26 protein-coding genes and 1 rRNA gene are annotated in these 21,909 nt (G+C 46.0%); 12 read left to right on the top strand and 15 right to left on the bottom strand.

All coding sequences use genetic code 11. The features are described 5' to 3' along the window. Window positions 1-16 precede the first annotated feature (16 nt). Window positions 17-2,638, top strand: a complete 2,622-nt coding sequence (locus DRW07_RS16205; RefSeq protein ID WP_124028990.1) for a sensor domain-containing phosphodiesterase — start codon at window positions 17-19, stop codon at window positions 2,636-2,638. Window positions 2,639-2,642: 4 nt separating this feature from the next. Here DRW07_RS16205 and rep read toward each other — a convergent pair whose 3' ends face one another. Next, entirely contained in the window at window positions 2,643-4,655 is a 2,013-nt protein-coding gene (gene rep / locus DRW07_RS16210) for a DNA helicase Rep (protein ID WP_124028991.1), read from the bottom strand. An 88-nt stretch (window positions 4,656-4,743) separates the two neighbouring features. Between rep and ubiK the strand changes: the two genes are divergently transcribed. Further along, window positions 4,744-4,989 (top strand): ubiquinone biosynthesis accessory factor UbiK, encoded by a 246-nt coding sequence (gene ubiK, locus DRW07_RS16215; protein WP_124028992.1) that lies wholly within the window; start codon window positions 4,744-4,746, stop codon window positions 4,987-4,989. On the opposite strand, the gene ubiA is transcribed toward ubiK, so the two are convergent. Further along, the gene (gene ubiA / locus DRW07_RS16220) at window positions 4,981-5,844 is read right to left on the bottom strand and encodes a 4-hydroxybenzoate octaprenyltransferase (protein ID WP_124028993.1); all 864 of its coding nucleotides are present in this window, start codon (window positions 5,842-5,844) and stop codon (window positions 4,981-4,983) included. The genes ubiK and ubiA overlap by 9 nt on opposite strands. After that, window positions 5,841-6,392: a chorismate--pyruvate lyase family protein gene (locus DRW07_RS16225; RefSeq protein WP_240630686.1), complete on the bottom strand. Its 552-nt coding sequence runs from the start codon at window positions 6,390-6,392 to the stop codon at window positions 5,841-5,843. Before DRW07_RS16225 ends, ubiA begins: the two co-directional genes overlap by 4 nt. 91 nt (window positions 6,393-6,483) lie before the next feature. Here DRW07_RS16225 and DRW07_RS16230 point away from each other — a divergent pair, with 91 nt between their 5' ends. Next, complete coding sequence (locus tag DRW07_RS16230) at window positions 6,484-6,885, top strand: flagellar basal body-associated protein FliL (RefSeq protein WP_124028995.1); 402 nt, start codon at window positions 6,484-6,486, stop codon at window positions 6,883-6,885. A gap of 3 nt (window positions 6,886-6,888) precedes the next feature. Here DRW07_RS16230 and glpG read toward each other — a convergent pair whose 3' ends face one another. From glpG to DRW07_RS16255, 5 genes are all read right to left on the bottom strand, one after another. Further along, window positions 6,889-7,725, bottom strand: a complete 837-nt coding sequence (gene glpG, locus DRW07_RS16235) for a rhomboid family intramembrane serine protease GlpG (protein WP_124028996.1) — start codon at window positions 7,723-7,725, stop codon at window positions 6,889-6,891. Further along, window positions 7,722-8,036, bottom strand: a complete 315-nt coding sequence (glpE, locus tag DRW07_RS16240) for a thiosulfate sulfurtransferase GlpE (RefSeq protein ID WP_124028997.1) — start codon at window positions 8,034-8,036, stop codon at window positions 7,722-7,724. The genes glpG and glpE overlap by 4 nt, the downstream gene beginning before the upstream one ends. Before the next feature lie 9 nt (window positions 8,037-8,045). Beyond that, on the bottom strand, window positions 8,046-9,071 hold the full coding sequence (gene tdh, locus DRW07_RS16245) for an L-threonine 3-dehydrogenase (protein WP_124028998.1): 1,026 nt from the start codon (window positions 9,069-9,071) through the stop codon (window positions 8,046-8,048). Beyond that, on the bottom strand, window positions 9,068-10,261 hold the full coding sequence (gene kbl, locus DRW07_RS16250) for a glycine C-acetyltransferase (protein WP_124028999.1): 1,194 nt from the start codon (window positions 10,259-10,261) through the stop codon (window positions 9,068-9,070). The genes tdh and kbl overlap by 4 nt, the downstream gene beginning before the upstream one ends. Window positions 10,262-10,385: 124 nt before the next feature. After that, window positions 10,386-11,447, bottom strand: coding sequence for a glycosyltransferase family 9 protein (locus DRW07_RS16255; RefSeq protein WP_124029000.1), 1,062 nt, complete (start codon window positions 11,445-11,447; stop codon window positions 10,386-10,388). Window positions 11,448-11,575: 128 nt separating this feature from the next. On the opposite strand from DRW07_RS16255, the gene DRW07_RS16260 reads away from it, so the two are divergent. Continuing rightward, the gene (locus DRW07_RS16260) at window positions 11,576-12,262 is read left to right on the top strand and encodes a 3-deoxy-D-manno-octulosonic acid kinase (RefSeq protein ID WP_165870533.1); all 687 of its coding nucleotides are present in this window, start codon (window positions 11,576-11,578) and stop codon (window positions 12,260-12,262) included. A 64-nt stretch (window positions 12,263-12,326) separates the two neighbouring features. Beyond that, window positions 12,327-12,821 (top strand): pantetheine-phosphate adenylyltransferase, encoded by a 495-nt coding sequence (gene coaD, locus DRW07_RS16265; protein ID WP_124029002.1) that lies wholly within the window; start codon window positions 12,327-12,329, stop codon window positions 12,819-12,821. Here coaD and mutM read toward each other — a convergent pair. The 5 genes from mutM to radC form a co-directional block, all read right to left on the bottom strand. Continuing rightward, window positions 12,818-13,627, bottom strand: coding sequence for a bifunctional DNA-formamidopyrimidine glycosylase/DNA-(apurinic or apyrimidinic site) lyase (gene mutM / locus DRW07_RS16270; RefSeq protein WP_124029003.1), 810 nt, complete (start codon window positions 13,625-13,627; stop codon window positions 12,818-12,820). The genes coaD and mutM overlap by 4 nt on opposite strands. Before the next feature lie 6 nt (window positions 13,628-13,633). After that, the gene (locus DRW07_RS16275; protein WP_124029004.1) at window positions 13,634-14,092 is read right to left on the bottom strand and encodes a hypothetical protein; all 459 of its coding nucleotides are present in this window, start codon (window positions 14,090-14,092) and stop codon (window positions 13,634-13,636) included. 93 nt (window positions 14,093-14,185) lie between these two features. Next, the gene (gene rpmG, locus DRW07_RS16280) at window positions 14,186-14,341 is read right to left on the bottom strand and encodes a 50S ribosomal protein L33 (RefSeq protein ID WP_124029005.1); all 156 of its coding nucleotides are present in this window, start codon (window positions 14,339-14,341) and stop codon (window positions 14,186-14,188) included. Window positions 14,342-14,353: 12 nt separating this feature from the next. Beyond that, entirely contained in the window at window positions 14,354-14,590 is a 237-nt protein-coding gene (rpmB, locus tag DRW07_RS16285) for a 50S ribosomal protein L28 (protein WP_124029006.1), read from the bottom strand. Between the two features lie 164 nt (window positions 14,591-14,754). Beyond that, window positions 14,755-15,429, bottom strand: coding sequence for a RadC family protein (gene radC, locus DRW07_RS16290; RefSeq protein WP_124029026.1), 675 nt, complete (start codon window positions 15,427-15,429; stop codon window positions 14,755-14,757). A gap of 131 nt (window positions 15,430-15,560) precedes the next feature. On the opposite strand from radC, the gene coaBC reads away from it, so the two are divergent. From coaBC to DRW07_RS16325, 7 genes are all read left to right on the top strand, one after another. After that, a complete protein-coding gene (gene coaBC / locus DRW07_RS16295; RefSeq protein WP_240630687.1) occupies window positions 15,561-16,769 on the top strand; it encodes a bifunctional phosphopantothenoylcysteine decarboxylase/phosphopantothenate--cysteine ligase CoaBC in 1,209 nt (402 codons plus the stop codon). 22 nt (window positions 16,770-16,791) lie between these two features. Then, window positions 16,792-17,376 (top strand): nucleoid occlusion factor SlmA, encoded by a 585-nt coding sequence (gene slmA, locus DRW07_RS16300; protein ID WP_124029007.1) that lies wholly within the window; start codon window positions 16,792-16,794, stop codon window positions 17,374-17,376. 119 nt (window positions 17,377-17,495) lie between these two features. Further along, the gene (locus DRW07_RS16305) at window positions 17,496-18,074 is read left to right on the top strand and encodes a TetR/AcrR family transcriptional regulator (RefSeq protein WP_124029008.1); all 579 of its coding nucleotides are present in this window, start codon (window positions 17,496-17,498) and stop codon (window positions 18,072-18,074) included. Window positions 18,075-18,117: 43 nt separating this feature from the next. Continuing rightward, window positions 18,118-18,450, top strand: a complete 333-nt coding sequence (locus DRW07_RS16310; RefSeq protein WP_124029009.1) for a DUF1820 family protein — start codon at window positions 18,118-18,120, stop codon at window positions 18,448-18,450. A 9-nt stretch (window positions 18,451-18,459) separates the two neighbouring features. Beyond that, window positions 18,460-20,217, top strand: coding sequence for a DUF885 domain-containing protein (locus tag DRW07_RS16315; RefSeq protein WP_124029010.1), 1,758 nt, complete (start codon window positions 18,460-18,462; stop codon window positions 20,215-20,217). After that, complete coding sequence (locus tag DRW07_RS16320; RefSeq protein WP_124029011.1) at window positions 20,214-20,738, top strand: hypothetical protein; 525 nt, start codon at window positions 20,214-20,216, stop codon at window positions 20,736-20,738. The genes DRW07_RS16315 and DRW07_RS16320 overlap by 4 nt, the downstream gene beginning before the upstream one ends. A gap of 4 nt (window positions 20,739-20,742) precedes the next feature. Next, on the top strand, window positions 20,743-21,168 hold the full coding sequence (locus tag DRW07_RS16325; RefSeq protein WP_124029012.1) for a DUF1801 domain-containing protein: 426 nt from the start codon (window positions 20,743-20,745) through the stop codon (window positions 21,166-21,168). Here the strand turns inward: DRW07_RS16325 and DRW07_RS16330 are convergent. Continuing rightward, entirely contained in the window at window positions 21,165-21,506 is a 342-nt protein-coding gene (locus DRW07_RS16330; RefSeq protein WP_165870534.1) for a hypothetical protein, read from the bottom strand. The two genes, DRW07_RS16325 and DRW07_RS16330, sit on opposite strands and share 4 nt — an antisense overlap. Window positions 21,507-21,813: 307 nt before the next feature. Then, window positions 21,814-21,909 (bottom strand): 5S ribosomal RNA (gene rrf / locus DRW07_RS16335); the annotation flags it as partial.

Below are 21,909 nucleotides of genomic sequence, written 5' to 3' on the forward strand. Positions count from 1 at the left end.
TGCTCGCGCCATTTTTATGTCGAAAAAAAATGAAGTTACAGGGGTAGACGAAGAGCTAACAGTTGAAGAGCTGCGAGCCCTTATTCCTCAGCTTCAGCAACTTACCGACAAATACAAGCGCGCAGAGCGGATCCAAAAAGCGCTATTAGATATCTCCGAACTTGCCAGTACGGTAAGCCATCTCTCTAATCTGTACCCTGCTATTCACGAAATCATTGGTGATTTCATGAATGCTGACAACTTTTACGTTGCGTTTTATGACAAAAGCGAAGACACCATTAACTTCGCTTATTTTGTTGATGAATATGATGAGCAAACCGTCAAGCAAGTGCCTGCCGAAAAGGCAAAAGGTGGCGTAACTGGTTATATTTTGAAATCAGGTAACAACCTGGTTTTCAGAAAAAATGAAGTCGACAGTTTGTTTGCGAAAATTGGCATTAAGGCAATGGGCGAGATGCCTGAGCACTTAATGGGAGTGCCGTTAAAACGCGGCAAGCAAACGATTGGTGCCATGGTGGTGCAAACCTACGATCCTAAAGTGGTCTACACCCCTGAAGACTTAGAAGTCTTCTCGTTTGTTTCTCAGCATATCGTTACCACTGTTGACAGGGTAAAACGCAGTGAGCTAACCGAGCGCACTATTCGCGAGCGCACCCGCCAATTGCGCGAAATTAATGACGACTTGCAAGAAGAAATACTTGAGCGACAAAAAGTAGAATCGCTCCAACAAGCGCTGTTTGAGATTTCTGAGCTGGCAGCCAACCTGGAAGGTGACATGAATGCCTTCTACTCTCAACTTCACGATATTCTGGCGCGTTTGATTAGTGCCCCTAACTGCTACATTGCCAAGTTGGATGAGTCGGGTAAACGCTTGGAGTTCCCGTACTTCAGTGACACCAAATCTGACTCTGTGGAAAGCCGCCGTCTAGGTTTGGGTTTAACGGAACTGGTACTGCGTAAAGGTCAGGCTGAGCTGGTTAATCCTGCACGGGTTTTGAGCTTGGCCGAAACCGGTGAGCTTGATGTAACGACTGCGCAGGATATATTGAAGAAGTCGACTACTTGGTTGGGCTCTCCACTGGTGGTAGACGGTGAAATTGAAGGTGTAATAGCCATTCAAAGTTATGGAACGCAGGCCAATTACAGCAACAAAGACTTAGAATTGCTTAAGTTTGTTTCGCACCATATTGCCTCGGCAATGGAGCGCAAAAAGCGAACTAAAGCCATTCAAAAATACAATCAAGAGTTAGAAGAGCGTGTGAAAAATCGTACCGAAGAGTTGGATAACGCTAATCAGGTACTGAAAAAACAAATAGAAGAGCGTAAAGAAATAGAGCTTAAGTTAATTCACGACGCCCACCACGACAGTCTGACCGATTTGCCCAACCGGGCGATGTTCAATAGTCGCTTAGAACTGGCTATTGCCAGTAAGCAACGCCGGGCAGACAATATGTATGCGGTTCTCTTTATCGATTTAGACCGCTTTAAGCTGATCAACGACACACTGGGCCATCACGCAGGCGATGAATTTTTAATTGAAGTGTCAAAGCGCATTGCGCACTGCATTCGGGGGCACGACTTGTTGGCGCGCTTGGGCGGTGATGAGTTTGTAGTGCTGCTCGACAATTTTGAAGACAGTGCAGACGTTGAAGAGGTCGCAGCACGTATTATTGATGCTATTTCCAAACCCTTTTCGCTGGACGGCAAAGAAATGTACTCTGGTGCCAGTATCGGTATCGCCCACGTGCAAAGCCATTACCGTGCTGCCGATGAAGTCCTTCGAGATGCCGATGCGGCTATGTATCAGGCGAAGACGTCTGGACGCGGCAATTATGTGATGTTCGATCAAAGCATGCGCGAGCGCTTACTTGAAGAAATGGAAATGGAAGCTGAGTTGCGTAAAACCATGCGCTCTAGCGAGTTTGGTCAGTTCGTACAGCCAATTTTGTCGTTGTCTGATCAAACACCTTTGTATCATGAGTTTTATCTGCGGTGGGAGCATCCGCAAATGGGTGCCATTGCCAGAGAGCAATTCAGACAGGTGGCAGAACACAGTGGCCTGACTTTAGACTTAGACATGTATCAGCTAAAGCGGGCTTGTGAAATACTCAAGTCCACGCAAGATGAAAACATGCAGAAGCTGGCAGTAAACGTGTCAATTACGCACTTGCTGCAAGCGTCGCTCGTCAACAAGATTATTGATGTAATTGAAGATTCTGGCGTATCACCTTCTAAAATCGTGTTCGAATTTGATGAGAATGACCTGAACCGTCGTTCGCAATTTATTTTGCCTGCCATTAAGAAGCTAAAACGGGCTGGCGTGACGTTGGTTCTGGATAATTTTGGTAGTGGATTAGCGTCGCTAAGCTATTTGTTTTCTTATCCTTTTGATTACATCAAAATTGACCACAGATTTATTAAATCTCTACCCCGTTCGCAGCGCAACCTTAAGCTCATTCAATCGATAATGCTTATTTCAGAGCACCTTCACTTTGATGTGATTGCAGACGGTATTACCAGTCAGTCCCAGCTTGATGCACTCTCTAATATTGGATGCCGCTTTGGCCAGGGAAAACTCATTGCGTCGTCGACCTATCTAGAAACGACAGACCAAGATTTACTCGCGTTCAGCAACTAACCCGCTACTTTTTTAAGATATTACGCAAGTTTGCAATGCCCACCTGCCCTTTTTCTTGGCGCTCCTCGGCCGTCACTGGTTTTTTCTTGTCTAGCCACGAGACATCGTCAGTGGGTAGTTCATACAAAAAGCGGCTGGGCTCAGGCTGTATAATCTCACCGAATTGGCGACGCTCTTTTGCCAAGCTAAAGGTGAGCGCTTTTTGTGCACGGGTGATCCCCACGTAAGCCAGCCTTCTTTCTTCTTCGATATTGTCTTCGTCAATACTGGATTGATGAGGTAGTAGGCCCTCTTCCATACCGACTAAGTACACATAAGGGAACTCAAGGCCCTTGGATGCATGCAATGTCATTAACTGAACCTGATCTGCATCGCTCTCTTCTTCCCCCCGCTCCATCATGTCTCTGAGAATAAAACGATTTACCACTTCTTGCAGCGTCATGGGGGGATCTAACTCATTGCCTTCAAGCATGTCACCTAACCAGCCAAATAAGGTGGAAATGTTGCTCATCGCCATTTCTGCCGCTTTAGGACTAGTGCTGGTTTCATACAACCACGACTCGTAGTTGGAGGTCTTTATTACGCTGCGTACTGCGTCTTTGGTGTCTCCCCTTAAGGCATTATCAGACACTGTCACTATCCATTTCACAAAGTGACTGACTGAGTGGTATGCCTTAGTGGGTAGAACCGAGGACAAATGTTCATGGGCGGCAGCGGCAAACAACGAGATACCCTGTTCATTGGCAAAGTTTCCCAGCTTTTCTAGCGTGGCACGGCCAATACCACGCGAGGGAGTATTCACGATACGTAAAAAGGCGTTGTCGTCGTCTTGGTTCACCAGCAAACGCAAGTAAGCCATCATGTCTTTGATTTCTGCTCGGCCAAAAAACGACATCCCTCCACTGATTTTGTAAGGAATGCGGTTTTGTACCAGCAACTCTTCAAATAACCGACTTTGATGATTACCGCGATACAGTATGGCGTAATCTCTGTAGTGCGTGCGCTGCATAAATTTGTGAGCAATAAGCTCTGCCACCACCCGCTCTGCTTCGTTTTTTTCGTCTTTGGCAACGATCACCTGCAATGGCTCGCCGTAGTCATGCTCACTGAAAAGGCGCTTATCAAACAAGTGCGGGTTATTTTGAATAAGAATATTCGCGCAATGCAATATACGGCCTGACGAACGATAGTTCTGCTCTAACTTAATGACGTTCAAACGCGGAAAATCCTGCTGTAACAGATGCAGGTTCTGCGGCTTTGCACCGCGCCAGCTGTAAATAGATTGGTCGTCGTCACCCACCACAGTAAACCTGGCTCGCTCACCTACCAGCAGCTTGATGAGCTCATATTGGCTGGTATTGGTATCTTGATACTCATCCACCAGCAAGTAACGCAGTTTTACCTGCCACTTTTCTCTTACCGTTTGATTCTGTTTTAACAACAAGGTGGGTAGCATGATCAAGTCGTCAAAATCTAACGCATTGTAGGCGCGCATATGATTCCGGTACGCCTGGTAATAGGCCGCAAAAGCTTTCTCACCCTGGCTGGTTGCCGACTTCAACAGCTGTTCGGGCGTAAGCAGATCATTTTTCCAATTAGAAATACAAGACTGAAGTAGATTGAGTTGGTCTTTGTCTCCGTCTAGGTCAGCTTCTGTCAGATCATTTAAAAGCGCCATAGTGTCTTTGTCATCAAAAAGGGAAAAACCGGCTTTTATACCTAAGTCCTTTACCTGCTTTTTAATGATATCCAGCCCTAGCGTGTGGAAGGTACACACCTTTAACCCTCGGGCCTCTTTTTTGCCCAAGGTTTGTGCAACCCGCTCTTTCATTTCTCTTGCCGCTTTATTGGTAAATGTAACAGCGGCTATCTGACGGGCGGGCATGTCACACTGCCTGACCAAATAAGCAATTTTATTTGTGATCACACGGGTCTTGCCACTGCCCGCTCCGGCCAGCACCAAACAGGGCCCAGACACATATTCAACTGCAGATTGTTGAGCGGGATTTAATCTCATTGCTTACCGGTTGTAGCACTTAGTCAAACAGTTATTTAGAATGGAGCGCATTGTAATGGGATAACACACTTTAATATAGGTGGCGAACATGCTTGACCCCAAAAAACTTGAAGAAATTGCCAAACAAATTTCTGACTCCATTCCACCCGGCGTGAAAAACATGGCTGAAGAAGTAGAAGGCAAGGTGAAGCAAGTGCTGCAAAGCCAGCTGTCTAAGCTGGATCTGGTCACCCGAGAAGAATTTGACGTACAAACTCAGGTACTCATTCGCACACGCGAAAAGCTGGAGGCCATGGAAAAGCGTTTGGACGAGCTGGAAAAAGGCTCAGAATAGCCCCACCACTATGGCAGCAAACACTGTCATGCCCACGTAGTGATTGTTTAAAAAGGCAGAGAAGAGCGCGGGCTTTTTTCTGTCTTTCACTGTCCAGCCATGCCATACCAATTGTGCAGCAGCAATGACAAGCAGAATAAATGCGCCTGCATTTAACGCTTTTTGACTAAATACCCACGCCAGCAGTGCCATCGCAATTACCTGTAACCCCCAGGTAACCCATAAATCGTACTTGCCAAAAGCGATAGCGGTACTCTTTACGCCAATGAGTATGTCATCGTCTCTGTCTACCATGGCATAGTAAGTATCATAGGCCACTGTCCAGGCAAGATTGGCAGCAAACAGCACCCATGCCCATACGGGTACGGTATTCAGCACAGCCATAGCCGCCATGGGAATTGACCAGCCAAAAGCTGCCCCTAATACCACCTGCGGAAAATGAGTGTAACGCTTCATAAACGGATAGAGTGAGGCCAAAAACAGAGCGACAAACGAAAGCAGTATTGTGTGCCAATTCAAGAACAACACCAACACAAAACATATGGCGATAAGCAGCGCAAACAACAATAGGGCTTCTTGACTGGTTATTTCTTTTTTGGCAAGAGGACGCTCGGCGGTACGCTCAACATGACCGTCGACTTTGCGGTCGGCGAAATCGTTGATCACGCACCCTGCCGAACGCATTAAAATCACGCCCAAGACAAAGATGATCAAATGAGATATCTGAGGTATACCCTCTGCAGCCAAGAACAACGCCCACAATGTTGGCCAAAGCAGCAAATAAATACCAATAGGTTTGTCGGCGCGCATCAGTCGCCAATAGACATTGCGGTTTTTCCAATACAGCCGAGTCATGACACTACACTTTGATAAACAGGTGAAGCGGGCAGAAAAACTTCAGCAACCAGTATTTGCTTCTCTTCAAGCGTAAATAAGCTGCGTCTGCCATAAAGGGGGTGTGATACAGGTGTTATTGGCAGCGACGATAATACACTGAAGGGTACTTCAGCCACTTCAAATTCGCCACGCGTGAAACGTGTATCATTAAACAGTAGCTTGCCCAATGGTTGAGAGCCCAAGTCTCGCCACTCACCGGTACTCAAAGACACCGGCACCACAGAACGCGCAAATACCCAGGGGGTGTCGTCAGCCAGTAGTAACACTTCACGTATTTCGTAAGCACTGTCTATATCATTTAAACGCTGGGTTTCTTCCGTCGACAAAGGGGCAACGCCCTGCCCTATTCTGTATACAGAAAATTGACGGCAGTGTGACTGAATACGCTCCGTGAGCGAACCTGTGTCGAGCAGCCAGTTGCGCAGGTAGTTATTTGGCACTAACGCATGGCTTTCGGGCTTCCAGGTAACGGTTAACCCAACAGGAAAAGAAGGTGCGTGCTGCAAGGGAACAATAGCTCCTATTTTTTTACTCTATGCCGATACCAAAGTGCTAGTATATCATTGTATAAACGTTTCACGCTTTAGGATATTGGACATGATAAAGCCTTGGTTGTTGCGACTGTCTTTTTTGGCATTGTTTTTTTCCCACTCTTCTGCATTCGCTCAGGGCGACTTTGCCTATCTTAGTCTTGAACCTGAGATTGTCACCAATTACGCCGGCAACAGTGCACGAAACCTTGGCTACGTAAGGGTAAATATTGAGCTGATGTTACACGATATTGGCCAACTGGAAATTGCCGAGCATCATTTACCTCTGATACGCGCAACGACTATTGAAATTTTTGGCCGTCAGCCACAAGACAAAGTAAAATCACTAACAGGCAGAGAGGACATCAGACTCACTATCCGAAAGGCGCTTCAGGACTTAATGCAACAAGAAACCGGCTCTGAAATAGTCAAAGACGTAATCTTCACTAAATATCTCTATCAAGGCTAATCACTAGCGTTTAGACAGCTTAGTCAGCAATAGTGCGAACAAACACCCGCTGACTAAGCCCGCCGTATGAGCGGTATTTGCCATAGACACCCACAAAACGTCAGCAAAGCCTAACACTAGCCACACCAGCATAAAGCCAACCAAATGTTTGGGTAACGACAGTCCCCATTGCGGTTTTAGCCAGCCTACCCACCACACAAAACCCATTAAGGCATACACCACACCCGACAAGCCTCCGAAGTTTGGCCCGCTTACCACCAGCTGTGCCACATTAGAAACTGTCGCGGTGATGAGCATGAAGATAACCAAAAAAGAAGTACCAAATTTGTTTTCTATCGGTGCGCCTAAGATCCACCACCACAACAGGTTAAAAACAATGTGCAGGGCTGAAAAATGGATGAGTGCTGGGCCAACAAGTCGCCACCATTGTCCAGATTCAGTGAGTTGTGAAAACGGCGTGATCATCAGTGCATTGGCAAAAAACTCAAAGCCGCCAAATAGCGATAGCAGGTAAATTGCGGCGCAGGTTAACAACACCAAGGACGTAAAAGGTACACCCAGTAATTGTTTTGGATTGAATGCGATTGCCGACGCACCACTTTTTACCAGCGATACCTGTTCGGAACTATCCCAAGCAGCTTGTTGATACTTAGGGTGAGTAGGTGCGCTAACAAATTCCTGCGTGATCGCCATGGCTTTATCTGCCTGCGCACTGTCAACCAGGTGCAATACAAAAGTGCCTGACGCGTCTTCGTTTACCTCTACCGCAATACCTTGCTTGCGCAGGTAGTTAGCCAGTAGCAGCGCGGTAGGCTGACTGGCAAAACCAACGAGTTTCATTTCTCAGTGGTCACCGCAAAGTGCTGCCGCCAGTATTCAAAGCCACCATCAACCGTCGCCACATTTTGTAACCCCTGCTGATTGAGAAAAGCGGCGGCTTGTTGGCTACTAATGCCGTGATAGCACATGACCGCCACAGGCTGCTCATTGCTTGTTTCTGACAGAAACTGCGCAACATTGTCGTTATCTATAGCTATCGCGCCCTCTACATGGGCAAGCTCAAAAGACTGTCTGTCGCGGATATCAACCAGCGTCCATTGGTCGCGTTCGGCGTTGAGTTGTTCACAAGTAATGTGTGTAAAGGTTGTCACTGCGCGTACCTATTGCCAATTTAAAATGACTTTGCCCGATTCACCAGACCCCATAGTATCAAAGCCTTTTTGGAAATCATCGACCGAGAATTGGTGGGTGATCATGGGAGTAATGTCCAATCCACTCTGAATTAAGCTGGCCATTTTATACCAGGTTTCAAACATCTCGCGTCCGTATATCCCTTTAATAGTCAGACCTTTGAATATTACATCATTCCAGTTTACCGCCACGTCACTAGGAGGAATACCCAACATGGCCACCTTGCCGCCGTTGTTCATTTTATCCAGCATGTCTCTGAACGCGACAGGGACCCCAGACATTTCTAGTCCAACGTCAAACCCTTCAGTCATGCCCAATGCTTTCATTACATCGGTCAGCGACTCATTGCTCACATTAACGGCTTTTGTTGCCCCCATTTTCTCGGCGAGAGCAAGGCGATAAGGATTAATGTCGGTGATCACTACATGCCTAGCTCCTACGTGTTTTGCCACTGCAGCAGCCATAATACCGATGGGTCCGGCTCCTGTGATCAAGACATCTTCGCCCACTAAGTCATAAGACAAAGTGGTATGTACCGCATTGCCGAAAGGGTCAAAAATGGCCGCTAGGTCATCACTGATATTGTCGGGAATTTTGAACGCATTAAACGCCGGAATAACCAAAAACTCAGCAAACGCACCAGGACGGTTGACGCCCACACCTTCGGTATTACGGCACAGGTGGCGGCGTCCGGCACGGCAGTTTCGGCAGTGACCACAGGTGATGTGCCCTTCACCAGACACTCTGTCACCGATTTTGAACCCTTGTACTTCCTGGCCCATCTCTACCACTTCACCTACATACTCATGACCCACGACCATAGGCACAGGTATGGTGTTCTGAGACCATTCATCCCATTGGTAAATGTGCATATCGGTGCCACAAATGGCTGTTTTTTTAATTTTTATCAGCAGATCATTGTGGCCAACTTTGGGAATTGGCGCATCGTGCATCCAAATGCCTGGTTCCTTGTGCAGCTTAGCGAGAGATTTCATTCTATCACTCCCATGGTTTTACCCACTTCAATAAAGGCGTCAACGCAGCGATCCACCTGCTCTATGCTATGACCGGCGGACATTTGTGTACGAATACGCGCTTGTCCTTGGGGAACAACAGGGTAAGAGAAACCTACGACGTAAATACCCTTTTTCAACATGGCATCGGCCATTTCCGACGCCAGTTTTGCATCACCCAGCATAACAGGAATAATAGGATGATCTTTGCCACTTAACGTAAACCCGGCTTCGGTCATACGCGTGCGGAAGTGATTGGTGTTTCTCCACAACGCGGCCCGGAGTTCGTTACCTTCAGCCATCATATCGAACACTTTTAACGACGCATTCACGATAGGTGGCGCGACCGAGTTTGAAAACAAGTACGGTCTGGAACGTTGCCTTAGCCATTCAATTACGGGCTTTTTACCTGCCGTATAGCCACCCGAGGCGCCACCGAGTGCTTTACCCAATGTACCAGTGATAATGTCTACTCTGTTCATCACGCCGCAATATTCATGACTGCCTTTACCGTTATCACCAAGAAAACCCGTTGCGTGACAATCGTCAACCATTACCAGGGCATCATACTTTTCAGCTAAGTCGCATATACCTGCCAAATCGGCAATGACACCGTCCATAGAGAAAACACCGTCAGTCGCCACTATGATATGTCTGACACCATCTTCACGCGCCTGTTTTAACTGCGCTTCCAGTGCTGTCATATCGTTATTAGCATAACGGTAACGCTTGGCTTTACTGAGTCGCACGCCGTCAATGATACTGGCATGGTTTAAAGCGTCAGATACGATGGCATCTTCTGGCCCCAGCAAAGTTTCAAATAAGCCGCCGTTTGCATCAAAACAAGACGGATACAAAATGGTGTCTTCGGTGCCAAGGAAAGCACTGATTTTTTGTTCCAGCGCTTTGTGAATATCTTGAGTCCCGCAAATAAAGCGTACCGATGCGACACCAAAGCCGTGCTCGTCCAACCCGTCCTTCGCGGCCTCGATTAAGTCTGGATGATTAGCGAGCCCCAGGTAATTGTTGGCACAAAAATTAAGCACCTGAGAACCGTCGGCAATGCCAATTTCTGCTTGTTGCTGAGATCGAATTACGCGTTCTTGTTTATAGAGTCCGGCTTCTTTTACGTCGTCCAGTTGTTTTTCAAGCTGCGAATATAGGGTAGTCATTGTGACCTCATAGTCTTTTAAATCGGCGAGAGTGTACTTAATTTTTTACACCCAATCACCCTATAAGTGAAAGCAATTGGGGCAGAGACTGTAAATATAGACGCACGCTTGGTGAATTGCCCGCTCAGGATAATAGCGCGTCGATTTTCTCTATCACTTGTTCAACACTGATTTGTTGCATGAGTGATTCACCTTTCGCTCTTGTGCCCCACTTTAATTGCTCCCAAGGTTTACCCTTTTGCTCAGCGATGTGCGCATCATAAACATTGATGACATGAGAGAGTGATAAATAGGGTCCTGTGCGTCTGGGATTTGAATGTGCATATAGGCCGATAACAGGTGTGTTAACCATAGTGGCCATATGCGCAGGGCCGGTATCGGGCGAGATGACTAAACGGGCTTGGGCCAATATAGCAAGCATTTGTTTGAGGCTGGTCTTACCCACTAAGTCAACGGGCTTACTGTGACAGTGCTGCACAATTTGTTGCGCCAAGGATTTATCTAGTGGTCCAGGCCCCCCACATAATAGGGGTGTCATGCCCTTTTTTTCACAGTGCATCATAACTTGTGCGTAGCGTTCAGGTAACCAGCTGCGCTCCAGTTTGGACGCGGCTGGACAAACAACAACAAACTCTCCGTGTGTTTGTTTGAGGCTGACAGACAGCGCGCTGTCATCGTCTGAAATGGGTAAGTCCCACTGTAACTTCTCTTGTCTGGGAATCCCCAGCGCATCAGCAAACGCATGAAACCCTTCCAGAACATGGGGCTGATGCAGCGGCGCTATTCGTTTATTGATAAAAAGGGAGTGCCCTTCTTTGCTGTGGGCCTTATCAAACCCCAAACGAACACTGGCCTTTATTTGCCGCGATAGCCAGTTTGCGCGCAGTGCTACCTGCATAACACACAAAGCGTCAAAAGAAATAGGGCTGAGTGCGTCCTTCACTTTTTTGATAGCGGCTTTCCCGCCTTTTTTGTCGAAAATGACAAACTCAACACCTGGCATATCCTTTACCAGCGAATATTCAATTTTTCCAATTACCCAAACGATCTTGATGTCGGGACGTGTTTGTCTGATTCGGGTAACCATAGACACGGCATGACAAACATCACCAATGGCGGAAAGACGAAGCAGGCACAGTGATGCATTTTGCGGAAGAGAATAATCAGGAGAAAGGGTTTGGGGCATGCAGACACATACTTGTAGAATAGGTGATATGCTAATTTGATTACATTTTATTGCGTTTCACAAGTGCGACGGAGTGACATCCCATCAATACTCAAATAAAAACAACAAAAATTGACACTACACATACCTTGTTGATTGATATTGAGTCGTGCCGACAACTCGACATCACCCCCATAGCTGCGTGGTTCAACACCGATTTCTGGCGGGAAAATAATGCGATAACAGGCGTAGCGGAAGGCAGGGGAACAACCTTATTTGTAGAGCATCAGGCACAAGCCATGGTATTGAGGCATTATTGTCGAGGTGGAATGGTACGACACCTCAATCATGATATCTTTTTCGGCTTTTCTACAGAACACACGCGCCCCTTTCAGGAATTATCCTTATTGCGTTATATGCACAGTTGTCATTTGCCGGTACCAACAGGCATCGCTGGCCTGGTTAGTCGGGTGGGCTGCGGTTATCGCGCAGACTTGGTTACAGCGCGTATTCCTGATGCAACAGACATCCATCAATTGATATCGCAGGCACCGATTAGTGAGGAAGCGTGGGCTCGCGTTGGTCAAACTATAAAAAAAATGCACCAAGCTCAGGTTTATCATCATGATCTCAATATCAAAAATATTATGCTCGATAATCATGAGCAAGTATGGCTGATTGACTTTGACAAGTGCCGAAAACAAGAAGGCAATGAATGGAAACAAAGCAACTTGAACCGATTACTGCGGTCGTTGAATAAACAAAAAACCAAATTCCCTGATTACTGTTTTGAACCGCAGAACTGGCAGGCACTTGTGCAGGGTTACCATGAATGAGGCGTTGCAAAAACTGGGCAGACCAGCTAATGTCACACCCAACTAAATCGGACTCTGTATTCTCATGACGACAAAAGCGATTTATCCGGGCACATTTGATCCGGTAACCAATGGTCATTTTGATTTGATCGAACGCGCAGCAAAAATGTTTTCTCATGTCACCGTTGCTGTTGCCAATAACCCCAATAAAAAACCGTTGTTTACTCTAGAAGAGCGGGTAGATCTGCTTAAGTCTGTTACACGCGGTTTAGACAATGTTGATGTGGTTGGCTTTACCGGCTTACTGGCAGATTTTGCAGAGCAAAGACAATCTCCTATCTTAATTCGCGGTTTGCGCGCTGTGTCAGATTTTGAATATGAATTTCAGCTCGCCAACATGAACCGGCGCCTAAACCCTACACTGGAAAGTGTATTCCTTACACCCGCAGAGGAAAATGCGTTTATTTCTTCAACCTTAGTAAAAGAAGTCGCGTTACATAGAGGGCGGGTGAGCGAGTTTTGTCACCCTATTGTAGACGCCGCCCTGCACAAAAAATTGCACGCCGACGACAAATCCTAACGCTGACATTGAGGGCAAAAAAATGTGTTTCTTTGCCCTATTACCTGACTCTTAATTGTAGTTTCACACACTTCACAAGGCTCACCTTGACGACCATAAACGCGCAAGTGCTGACTAAAATAGCCTGGCTTGCCATCTGCGTGTGCAAAATCCTTTAGCGTAGTACCGCCTTGCGCAATGGCCGCCGCCAATACACGCTTAATATTGTCTGTTAGCGTTTGATAGCGCTGCTTTGACACCTTTCCTGCTTGTCGTCTAGGATCAATGCCAGACAAAAACAGGGCTTCATTGGCGTAAATATTCCCTACGCCGACAACAACCTGATTATCCATAATAAAGGTTTTTACCGCACTTCGTTTATTTCGAGACAAGGTAAACAGCCGATTCGAGTCAAAATCGTCAGTGAGGGGCTCTGGCCCTAGGTTAGCCATTAGTGAAAGCTGCTGACCGTTTTCCTGCCAGAGACAAGAACCAAATCGACGTGGATCGTTAAATCGTAAACACTTACCTGAACGCAATACAAAGTCGATGTGGTCGTGTTTGATTGTCGGTGTGCATGCATCCACTACGCAAAGTTTTCCAGACATACCAAGGTGTAAAACAATGTCTCCTTGCGGCAGTGAAATCAGTAGATACTTTGCTCTTCTGGTTACCGATAATACCGGCTGCTCAACCAAGTTAGTGATAGTCTCAGGTACCGGCCAGCGCAAGCGCTTTTCTCTCACGATCACTTTTTCAATAAATTGGCCTTCTAGATAGGGACTGATGCCCAAACGGCTCACTTCAACTTCTGGTAACTCTGGCAAGTAACTCTACTCCATTTCGCCTACTAATAACTGCGCGGTATTAGAGTCTATGGAATACCACGCCTTTTGATATTCAACAATCACCTCACCTGACGCCAGGCGATAAAATGCAAAAACATGTCCCTGAGGCTGTCCGGCCAGCCATACGGTTACTATGTAAGGCAGTGCAGACACCACATTATTAGTGGTGGAAGGTTGCACTTCAGCTATTTGCCAGGCTGCCGCTCTTTTCTCTGGTGCCACATTTTGCTTATCACCGTTTTTGTATACGAAGGTACTAGCAACCCGTTCAATGGAATAGGTAGGAAAATCAATTTTAAGAATATGCGCGTCTGCTGGGATCAGACTCAGCATCGGAGGTGTTGAAGGTCGTGGTAGTAGGCTGTCAAAATTAAACAAGGCAATCATTATCAGCATGGCAAATATCACCATATTGTTTATTGCTCTTTGAGAAAAACGTGCCATAAGACTCCACAGTTTTTTTTCAGTGTAACGCAAAAAACCCGGCGCTGGCCGGGTTTTTCAGGAGACAAAAGCAAGTGCTCTTAAAAAAGGGCTTTACTTGATTTTGGCCTCTTTGAACATTACGTGCTTACGAACAACGGGATCGTACTTTTTGATCTCCATTTTTCCAGGCATGTTACGCTTGTTTTTGTCTGTGGTGTAGTAAAAACCGGTACCAGCAGAAGAAACTAATTTGATCTTATCACGCATGATCTTGCTTCCTTAAACCTTTTCGCCACGTGCACGGATGTCAGTCAAAACTGCATCAATGCCTTTTTTATCGATAATACGCATACCCTTCGCAGTTAGGCGAAGTTTAACGAAACGGTTTTCGCTTTCAACCCAAAAACGGTGCGTTTGAAGGTTTGGTAAAAAACGACGGCGAGTCGCATTGCGCGCGTGTGAGCGGTTGTTACCAACTGCTGGGCGCTTTCCTGTAACTTGACATACTCTTGACATCTTTTTTGTCTCCAGAACAACTTTATCGTGTCACTTTTTAAGTGGCATTCTTTATTCCAGATGGATAAGTAGCCAGTGACATTACGCTTCAAATAAGAGGGCGCATTTTATACAGCAAACACCACTTGCGATCAAGCTTTTCCTGCTATTCAGGCTAATTTTTGCTAAATCTCGCCTCTTTGGGCCAAAGATACAGTTTTTGCGTCTCCTACGATGAAGTGATCGAGCAAGGGTACATCGATCAGATCCAGCGCTTTTTTAATGGTTTTTGTCATACAGATATCGGCCTGACTCGGCTCTGCAACACCTGATGGGTGGTTGTGCACCAGTATAGTTGCGGCGGCATTGTCAGCCAGCACACACTTAACCACATCTCTAGGATAAACCGCTGAAGCATTGATGGTACCAGTAAAAAGCTTGCGAAATTTGATCAGTTGGTGCTGACTGTCCAACATAAGCACGCCAAAAACTTCGTGTTCCATGTCACGCAAGTGACAACGCAAATACCGCTCAACATCAACTGTATTGTTAAACACCGACTCTTTCATAAGGGTTTCTTCGTATTGTCGTTTTACCATTTCGAGTGCCGCCTGTATTTGTGCATACCGAACCTCTCCTACCCCCGCCACTGCACAAAATGCCTCTTTTCGTGCAGTAATAACACTTCGAAGGCTGCCAAAAGCCTTAAGTAAATCGTGGGATATCATCAGCGCATCACGCTGCTTTTGACCGCTGCGAATAAAGACGGCTAGCAACTCAGCATCGGACAGAATATCTGTGCCCCGTCGCAATAACTTTTCACATGGTCGTTCAGCCTCTGGCCAGTCTCGCATTTTGATTCTCTTTGTTGAAAAACCTATTTTTATCACCTCTATTGTCGAATGTGAGCTGACCCAGCGATCAGACGCGCTACAAACCACAAAAACTCCGTGATATTCTTTTCAATAACTTCCCCTTGGTGGACCTTGTTTTGTTAAAAGGCAAAAATGTACTTCTGGGCGTAAGTGGCGGAATTGCTGCTTATAAAACGCCTGATTTGGTAAGGAAGCTGGTCACTGCTGGTGCTAATGTACGCGTTGTATTGACCCAGTCTGCACAAGCATTTGTTAGTGAACTCTCTTTGCAGGCCGTAGCGTCTCATCCGGTTAGCACTGACCTGCTTGATCCTTCAGCTGAAGCGGCTATGGGACATATCGAGCTCGCTAAGTGGGCAGACATTTTATTGATCGCTCCGGCTACCGCTAATGTGTTGGGCAAGCTCGCTAACGGTATTGCAGATGATTTACTAACCACCTTGTTCATGGCGACCACTGCCCAAGTAATCATTGCGCCTGCAATGAATCAACAAATGTGGCAGGCACCTGCTTTGAGTCGAAATTTGGCGTTACTAGCAGACGACGGCTGTCAGTTTATTGGTCCCGACTCTGGAGAACAGGCCTGTGGTGATATTGGACCTGGCAGAATGGTTGAACCAGAAGCCATCGTCATGGCGTTAGAGCTCGCTGAAGACGAACATACACATTTGCCAGATATGCAAGGTAAGCGCATTGTGATCACCGCAGGGCCTACTCAAGAAGCGATAGATCCGGTTCGTTACATGAGCAATAAGAGTTCTGGAAAAATGGGCTACGCCATCGCCTCAGCAGCAGCGAAAGCAGGTGCCGACGTTGTACTCATCAGTGGACCCGTTTCTTTGCAAACACCGGTTAATGTAACGCGAGTAGATGTTGTGTCAGCACAGGATATGCACAAGGCTGCATTAGTAGAAGCCAATACAGCAGATATCTTCATTGCCTGTGCTGCGGTTGCAGATTACCGACCTGAGTCCGTCGCACAAAATAAGATCAAAAAGACTTCTGACGAGTTAACACTTACTTTTGTTAAAAACCCTGATATCCTTAAAGACGTTGCAGCACTTCCGACCGCACCATTTACAGTTGGCTTCGCTGCAGAAAGTCAGAATGTTGAAGAATATGCGCGGAAAAAATTAGCAGCGAAAAAGCTTAATATGATCGCCGCAAACGACATTACCGCTGAAGGTTTGGGTTTCAACAGTGACAATAATGCGCTTCATGTTTTCTGGCCAGAAGGCGATAAGCAATTACCTGCCGCGAGCAAACGAGAACTGGCGGCTGCGTTAATTGGACTTATTGCGACACACTACAACGAAAACAATTAGAAATTAGCACCAAGGAACATAAATGCCAGCGGTAAAAAAAACCAATCGTCGTGCACAAATTCTTCAAGCGCTTGCCTCTATGCTGGAAACCAGTCCAGGTCAGAGAATTACAACGGCTAAACTCGCTGACAAAGTAGGCGTGTCTGAAGCCGCGCTATACAGACACTTTCCCAGCAAAGCACGTATGTTTGAAGGCTTAATTGAGTTTACTGAAACGACGCTGTTCTCGCGAATTAATAAAATAGTGACCGAAGAAAAGGATGCTGCCGTTCGCTGTCAGCTTATTCTGCATCTTGTATTGGGCTTTGCCGAAAAGAACCCGGGTATCACTCGCTTGCTCAATGGCGATGCGCTAATGGGTGAGCAAGACAGGTTACGCGCCAGGATTGCACAGTTATTTGAAAGGCTTGAAACACAAATCAAGCAAATTTTAAGAGAGCGAAAGCTCCGCGAAGGTAAATCTCTGGGTGCTGATGAATCGGTCTTAGCCAACATGATGGTGAGCTTTGCAGACGGTAAAATAAACGCATACATCCGGTCAGAATTCTCTCGGCGACCCACAGAGCAATTCAGCGAACAATGGCAGATTTTCAAAGTACTTTTCTGAGCCGCTACACACGTAAAACCATATAGAGCCAGCCTAACGGGTTGGCTTTTTTATTCGTGTTCAATACTTGCTATTCAAAAAATTTCCATTAGGCTAAGAATAAACATTCTCTTAAAGCCATGCCAAGAACAGCCTTATACGATATAGAAGACGTACTAACCTCAGCCATAGATGTGTTGCTTGAACACAGTTTTCACGGCGCAGTTATGGATGAAATCATTGCCCGTACTGACTTTAACCGTCGTGGTTTCTATATTGAATTTAAAGATAAGCGACATTTTTTATATCGCGTTTTGTCCCATTATCAGCAAACACAACTGCAACCAATACAAGCGCAGCTACTCGCTAAACAAGGTTTAGTATCTATTCAGTCGTTTTTTAATGACTACATCAATCTTATCGAAGGACGGGGGTGCCTGCTTATTAACTCCATTACCGAGTTGGGTAGCGATGATGAAACGATCAAGGAAATGGGACGCCACTACCTTGACGGGTTGCAAATAGCGTTTATTGGTTGTTTAGAGCATGCAGCTGAACACAGGCAGTTAAAAGCCGGTGTAGATATAGAATCAGCAGCGCTGCAGCTCACCTGCTTTGTTCAGGGCCTAGCAGTTAATGCCGTACTCACTCAGGACAGTGAAGAGATGCAAATTGCCATTCAATCTTTACTTGCTCCTTTATTGCCCGAAGCTACGTAAAAAGAGACAATAGCGAAAATTCAATGCAGTAAAAAGAAACAGTATGTCAGGTGAAGCGCCACTTTATCGAATTCAGTTTGTCAGCAATGGCGAACGCTATGAGCTTTATGTCAAAGAGCTAGTGCAAGGTAATCTATTTGGCTTTATCGAGATCGGTGATTTTGTGTGGGATACCCATACAAGTCTGGTATTAGACCCGAGTCATGAAAAATTAAAGTCAGAGTTTTCCGACGTAACCCGTACCTATGTTCCTATGCACAACGTGCTGAGAATAGATGCTGTAAAAAAGCAGGGTAGCGCAAAAATCACTCAGCTATCAGATAAGGTAACGGCATTTCCCAACCCTATATACACACCAAAAAAAGACGGAAATTAGGAAAATATAATGAAAAGGGTGTCAAAGGTACTATCTATTCTGCTAGGTATGGCATTAATGCTCTCTCACAGCGTCTCAGCGGCGAGTGACGAAGAGCAGCGACTCAATGCTCTGTTAGATGAGATATGGCAGTATGAGCTGTCTGTATCACCCTTGCTTGCTTCTCGAGAGGGCCGAAGAGACTTCGACCATTTGCTGCCAGACTTATCAGAAACCGGTCTTGAGGCTAAGCATAAGCAGTTTACAGCGTTTGTGCAGCAGCTTGATGAAATCGCCGACGCAGGACTTTCTACGGAAGGTCGTATAAACAAAATAATGCAAGCGTACCGGCTAAATAATTTGGTCAGTAGTTTTACGTTCAATAGACATTATGTCCCACTCACGTCGGAATACGGATTTCACAGTGCGTTATCATCATTGCCCAACCTAGCAGACTTAAGCTCGTCGAAAGGTATTGAAGACTACCTAGCGCGCCTCGCAGCAATTCCTGAGTATTTTGATCAAAATATCGCGTGGATGCGCAAGGGAATAGCGGTCGGTATGACACAGCCAAAAATTGTCATGAAGGGATTTGAGGATACCGTCGATGCGTTTATTGTCGAGCCTGAAAAGAGCGTGTTCTTTACACCACTAAAAACGCTTCCAGCGCACCTTGATGACCAAGACAAAGACAGAATAAAGCAGACGGCTCTCGCAATCATAGCCGAACAGGTTATACCCGCCTATCAGGCTTATCACGGCTTTTTAACGAAAGAATATATTCCAAACGCCATGGATAAAGTGGGTGCAATACATTGGCCCAAAGGACAGGCGCTTTACGAAGAACGTGCACAGCATTATACAACGACACGCATGTCTGCCCGTGAAATACACAATATAGGTTTATCAGAGGTGAAGCGGATCCGTGCAGAAATGCAGTCCATTATTGACGAGCTCGAATTTGAAGGAACGTTTGCAGACTTCATTACGTTTCTTAGAACCGATCCTCAGTTTTATGCCAAAACACCTGAAGAGCTCCTTATTTTTGCATCTTATGTCGCTAAACAAATGGATGCAAAGCTTCCATCCTTGTTTGAGAAGCTTCCACGCACACCTTATGGTGTCGCACCGGTCCCTGATGCCATCGCCCCTAAATATACAACGGGTCGCTATATCTCCCCACGGAATGACAGGGAACCAGGCTACTATTGGGTAAATACCTATGCCTTAGATAAACGCCCCTTGTATGCGATACCTGCATTAACGCTTCATGAAGCGGTGCCTGGTCATCATATGCAAATCATGCTGGCCAACGAAAATACAGACTTACCCCCCGTAAGAAAAACCTATATCTCGGCGTTCGGAGAAGGCTGGGGGTTGTATTCCGAATTTTTAGGCGTAGAAGCTGGAATTTATAGAACACCCTATGAAGATTTTGGCAGACTAAGCTATGAAATGTGGCGCGCTTGCCGGTTGGTGGTTGATACCGGCATGCATATGTTTGGTTGGAGCCGACAGCAGGCCGTTGACTATATGCTGGAAAATACCGCATTGTCTGAACATAACGTCAATACCGAAATAGACCGATACATTTCTTGGCCCGCTCAGGCACTCGCTTACAAACTAGGCGAAATAATGATCCGTGATCTGCGTACACAAGCGGAAGCAAAACTGGGTGAAAAATTTGATATCCGAGCTTTTCATACCGCAGTATTAGAACATGGCTCTATACCTTTGTTTGTATTAGAAGAGAACCTCCAATTATTTATGGATGCTAATGAATTATGATGTTTGCTTTTGGCGTTATTGCAGTACTTACGCTTTTACTTATCTATTTTGTTATTAAGAATCAGCAAGCTAATACCGAGATAAGAGAGCTAAAGTCCATAGCCCGTCGGACCAACAGGCAGCTAGCTGTCGTATCGGGCAGCACCACTATGCTCACAGCAGGCATGCAGGTTACCCTGCAAAAAAGGCTACAAGCTGCCCATAAACGAGGCTTTGTAAGCGAAGGTGACGCCAAAGTTCTAAACCATTTATTTATAGAGTTTGAGAATGTCATTAAAGCGTGTTTTCAAAAAGGACAAACTGTAGAAGAAGCGCTTAGTGAGCTACTCGCAGGTGAAGATGTATCATTGGAAGATGTTAAGGCTGTCGTTAAAAAATATCCGAAGGAAGTTAGGCTCGCTTGGTCTAAGAACACGGCTGAGGGGTTTATCCTCTCCATGACTAAAATGAGTGAGTTGTTTACTCCTCAAACTAACAGTGGCAAAGAAGCAGAGAAGCCTGAGGTCTCCGAGACGAACTAAAAACATGGCTGAACCAAAAACCCGTCCCACTGATATTGATGTCGTTAGCTTTATTCACACTGTAGAAAATGAACAGCGAAAAGAAGATGCCTTTCAATTACTCGAATGGTTTATTTCAATTACCGGCCAACAGCCAGTAATGTGGGGAGATAGTATTATAGGCTTTGGACAATATCGTTATGCCAATCGAGATGGACGAGAACATACCTTTTTTCGAAGCGGTTTCTCGCCACGAAAGCAAAACATGTCTGTGTACGTTGGTGCAGGCATGTCTGCCTACCCTGAGTTATTAGATGGGCTCGGTAAACATTCCAGATCCAAAGCGTGCTTGTATTTTACTAAGCTAGCGAATGTAGATGAAACGGCACTTAAAAAACTGATAAGAGCGGACCTGGACACAATGAACCTGCGTTATCCTCCTACCGACTAACCTACCTTTATCAAGTCATACTTTACCAACACACTTTCTAAGTGTTTGAGTAAGGGTCCCACGTACCTTTTTGGTAGAAAGATATCGAAAGCATTATCGCTTTGAGTAAATAACGTAACACCATAATTTGACTGTTGCACTCTGACGATGTTTGCACTCTCGACCTTTTTTTCAAACAACCCGAGCAGCCGGCTCACAGGTGCGGTACGGAGTATTAACACACCTTTATCTTCTTCAACTATCTTTTCAGGGGCGTTAAGAGCCGGAGACCAATACGCATAAAGCGAAACGAGGGCTAAACCAAGGCCCACAATAAGCATGTATTCCATTAACTGCATTTTCATCATTAATTTATTGGTAAATAACTTCTGGTAAGCTACCAAAATATCGGACGGGAGAAAAGCATTGCTGCTATGCCGCGAGTTCTCTGCCTTGATATCTGATGCTTTAATGAACGGCGGGCAGCCCTACACACGTCTGCCATTTATCGCAGGCAAAAAAACCAGCCTAAACTGGGTTTCTTCGAATGAGAACCCCGTAGCCGGCAGGGGCAATGTCCTACTCGCACAAGAGGAAACCCTGTACGACGCGGGTAGCCAGAAAGTAAAAAACCCCGGCCATGAGACCGGGGTTCTTCGAATAGGAGTCTGGCGATGTGCTACTCTCACATGGGGAAACCCCACACTACCATCGCCGCTAACGTGTTTCACTTCTGAGTTCGGAATGGAGTCAGGTGGTACC

The sequence above is a fragment of the Paralteromonas sediminis genome, from assembly GCF_003820355.1.
Lineage (GTDB): Bacteria > Pseudomonadota > Gammaproteobacteria > Enterobacterales > Alteromonadaceae > Alteromonas_F > Alteromonas_F sediminis.

What these genes read in the sequence shown, in the direction of transcription:
- ubiK (WP_124028992.1), top strand. Translation starts at nt 4,744, where the DNA reads ATGCTTGACCCCAAAAAACTTGAAGAAATTGCCAAACAAATTTCTGAC.
- DRW07_RS16320 (WP_124029011.1), top strand. Translation starts at nt 20,214, where the DNA reads ATGATGTTTGCTTTTGGCGTTATTGCAGTACTTACGCTTTTACTTATC.
- ubiA (WP_124028993.1), bottom strand. Translation starts at nt 5,844, where the DNA reads ATGACTCGGCTGTATTGGAAAAACCGCAATGTCTATTGGCGACTGATG.
- DRW07_RS16315 (WP_124029010.1), top strand. Translation starts at nt 18,460, where the DNA reads ATGAAAAGGGTGTCAAAGGTACTATCTATTCTGCTAGGTATGGCATTA.
- DRW07_RS16310 (WP_124029009.1), top strand. Translation starts at nt 18,118, where the DNA reads ATGTCAGGTGAAGCGCCACTTTATCGAATTCAGTTTGTCAGCAATGGC.
- DRW07_RS16275 (WP_124029004.1), bottom strand. Translation starts at nt 14,092, where the DNA reads ATGGCACGTTTTTCTCAAAGAGCAATAAACAATATGGTGATATTTGCC.
- DRW07_RS16325 (WP_124029012.1), top strand. Translation starts at nt 20,743, where the DNA reads ATGGCTGAACCAAAAACCCGTCCCACTGATATTGATGTCGTTAGCTTT.
- coaD (WP_124029002.1), top strand. Translation starts at nt 12,327, where the DNA reads ATGACGACAAAAGCGATTTATCCGGGCACATTTGATCCGGTAACCAAT.
- rpmG (WP_124029005.1), bottom strand. Translation starts at nt 14,341, where the DNA reads ATGCGTGATAAGATCAAATTAGTTTCTTCTGCTGGTACCGGTTTTTAC.
- tdh (WP_124028998.1), bottom strand. Translation starts at nt 9,071, where the DNA reads ATGAAATCTCTCGCTAAGCTGCACAAGGAACCAGGCATTTGGATGCAC.
- DRW07_RS16230 (WP_124028995.1), top strand. Translation starts at nt 6,484, where the DNA reads ATGATAAAGCCTTGGTTGTTGCGACTGTCTTTTTTGGCATTGTTTTTT.
- DRW07_RS16305 (WP_124029008.1), top strand. Translation starts at nt 17,496, where the DNA reads ATGCCAAGAACAGCCTTATACGATATAGAAGACGTACTAACCTCAGCC.
- rep (WP_124028991.1), bottom strand. Translation starts at nt 4,655, where the DNA reads ATGAGATTAAATCCCGCTCAACAATCTGCAGTTGAATATGTGTCTGGG.
- DRW07_RS16205 (WP_124028990.1), top strand. Translation starts at nt 17, where the DNA reads ATGTCGAAAAAAAATGAAGTTACAGGGGTAGACGAAGAGCTAACAGTT.
- slmA (WP_124029007.1), top strand. Translation starts at nt 16,792, where the DNA reads ATGCCAGCGGTAAAAAAAACCAATCGTCGTGCACAAATTCTTCAAGCG.
- DRW07_RS16330 (WP_165870534.1), bottom strand. Translation starts at nt 21,506, where the DNA reads ATGCAGTTAATGGAATACATGCTTATTGTGGGCCTTGGTTTAGCCCTC.
- DRW07_RS16255 (WP_124029000.1), bottom strand. Translation starts at nt 11,447, where the DNA reads ATGCCCCAAACCCTTTCTCCTGATTATTCTCTTCCGCAAAATGCATCA.
- glpG (WP_124028996.1), bottom strand. Translation starts at nt 7,725, where the DNA reads ATGAAACTCGTTGGTTTTGCCAGTCAGCCTACCGCGCTGCTACTGGCT.
- kbl (WP_124028999.1), bottom strand. Translation starts at nt 10,261, where the DNA reads ATGACTACCCTATATTCGCAGCTTGAAAAACAACTGGACGACGTAAAA.
- rpmB (WP_124029006.1), bottom strand. Translation starts at nt 14,590, where the DNA reads ATGTCAAGAGTATGTCAAGTTACAGGAAAGCGCCCAGCAGTTGGTAAC.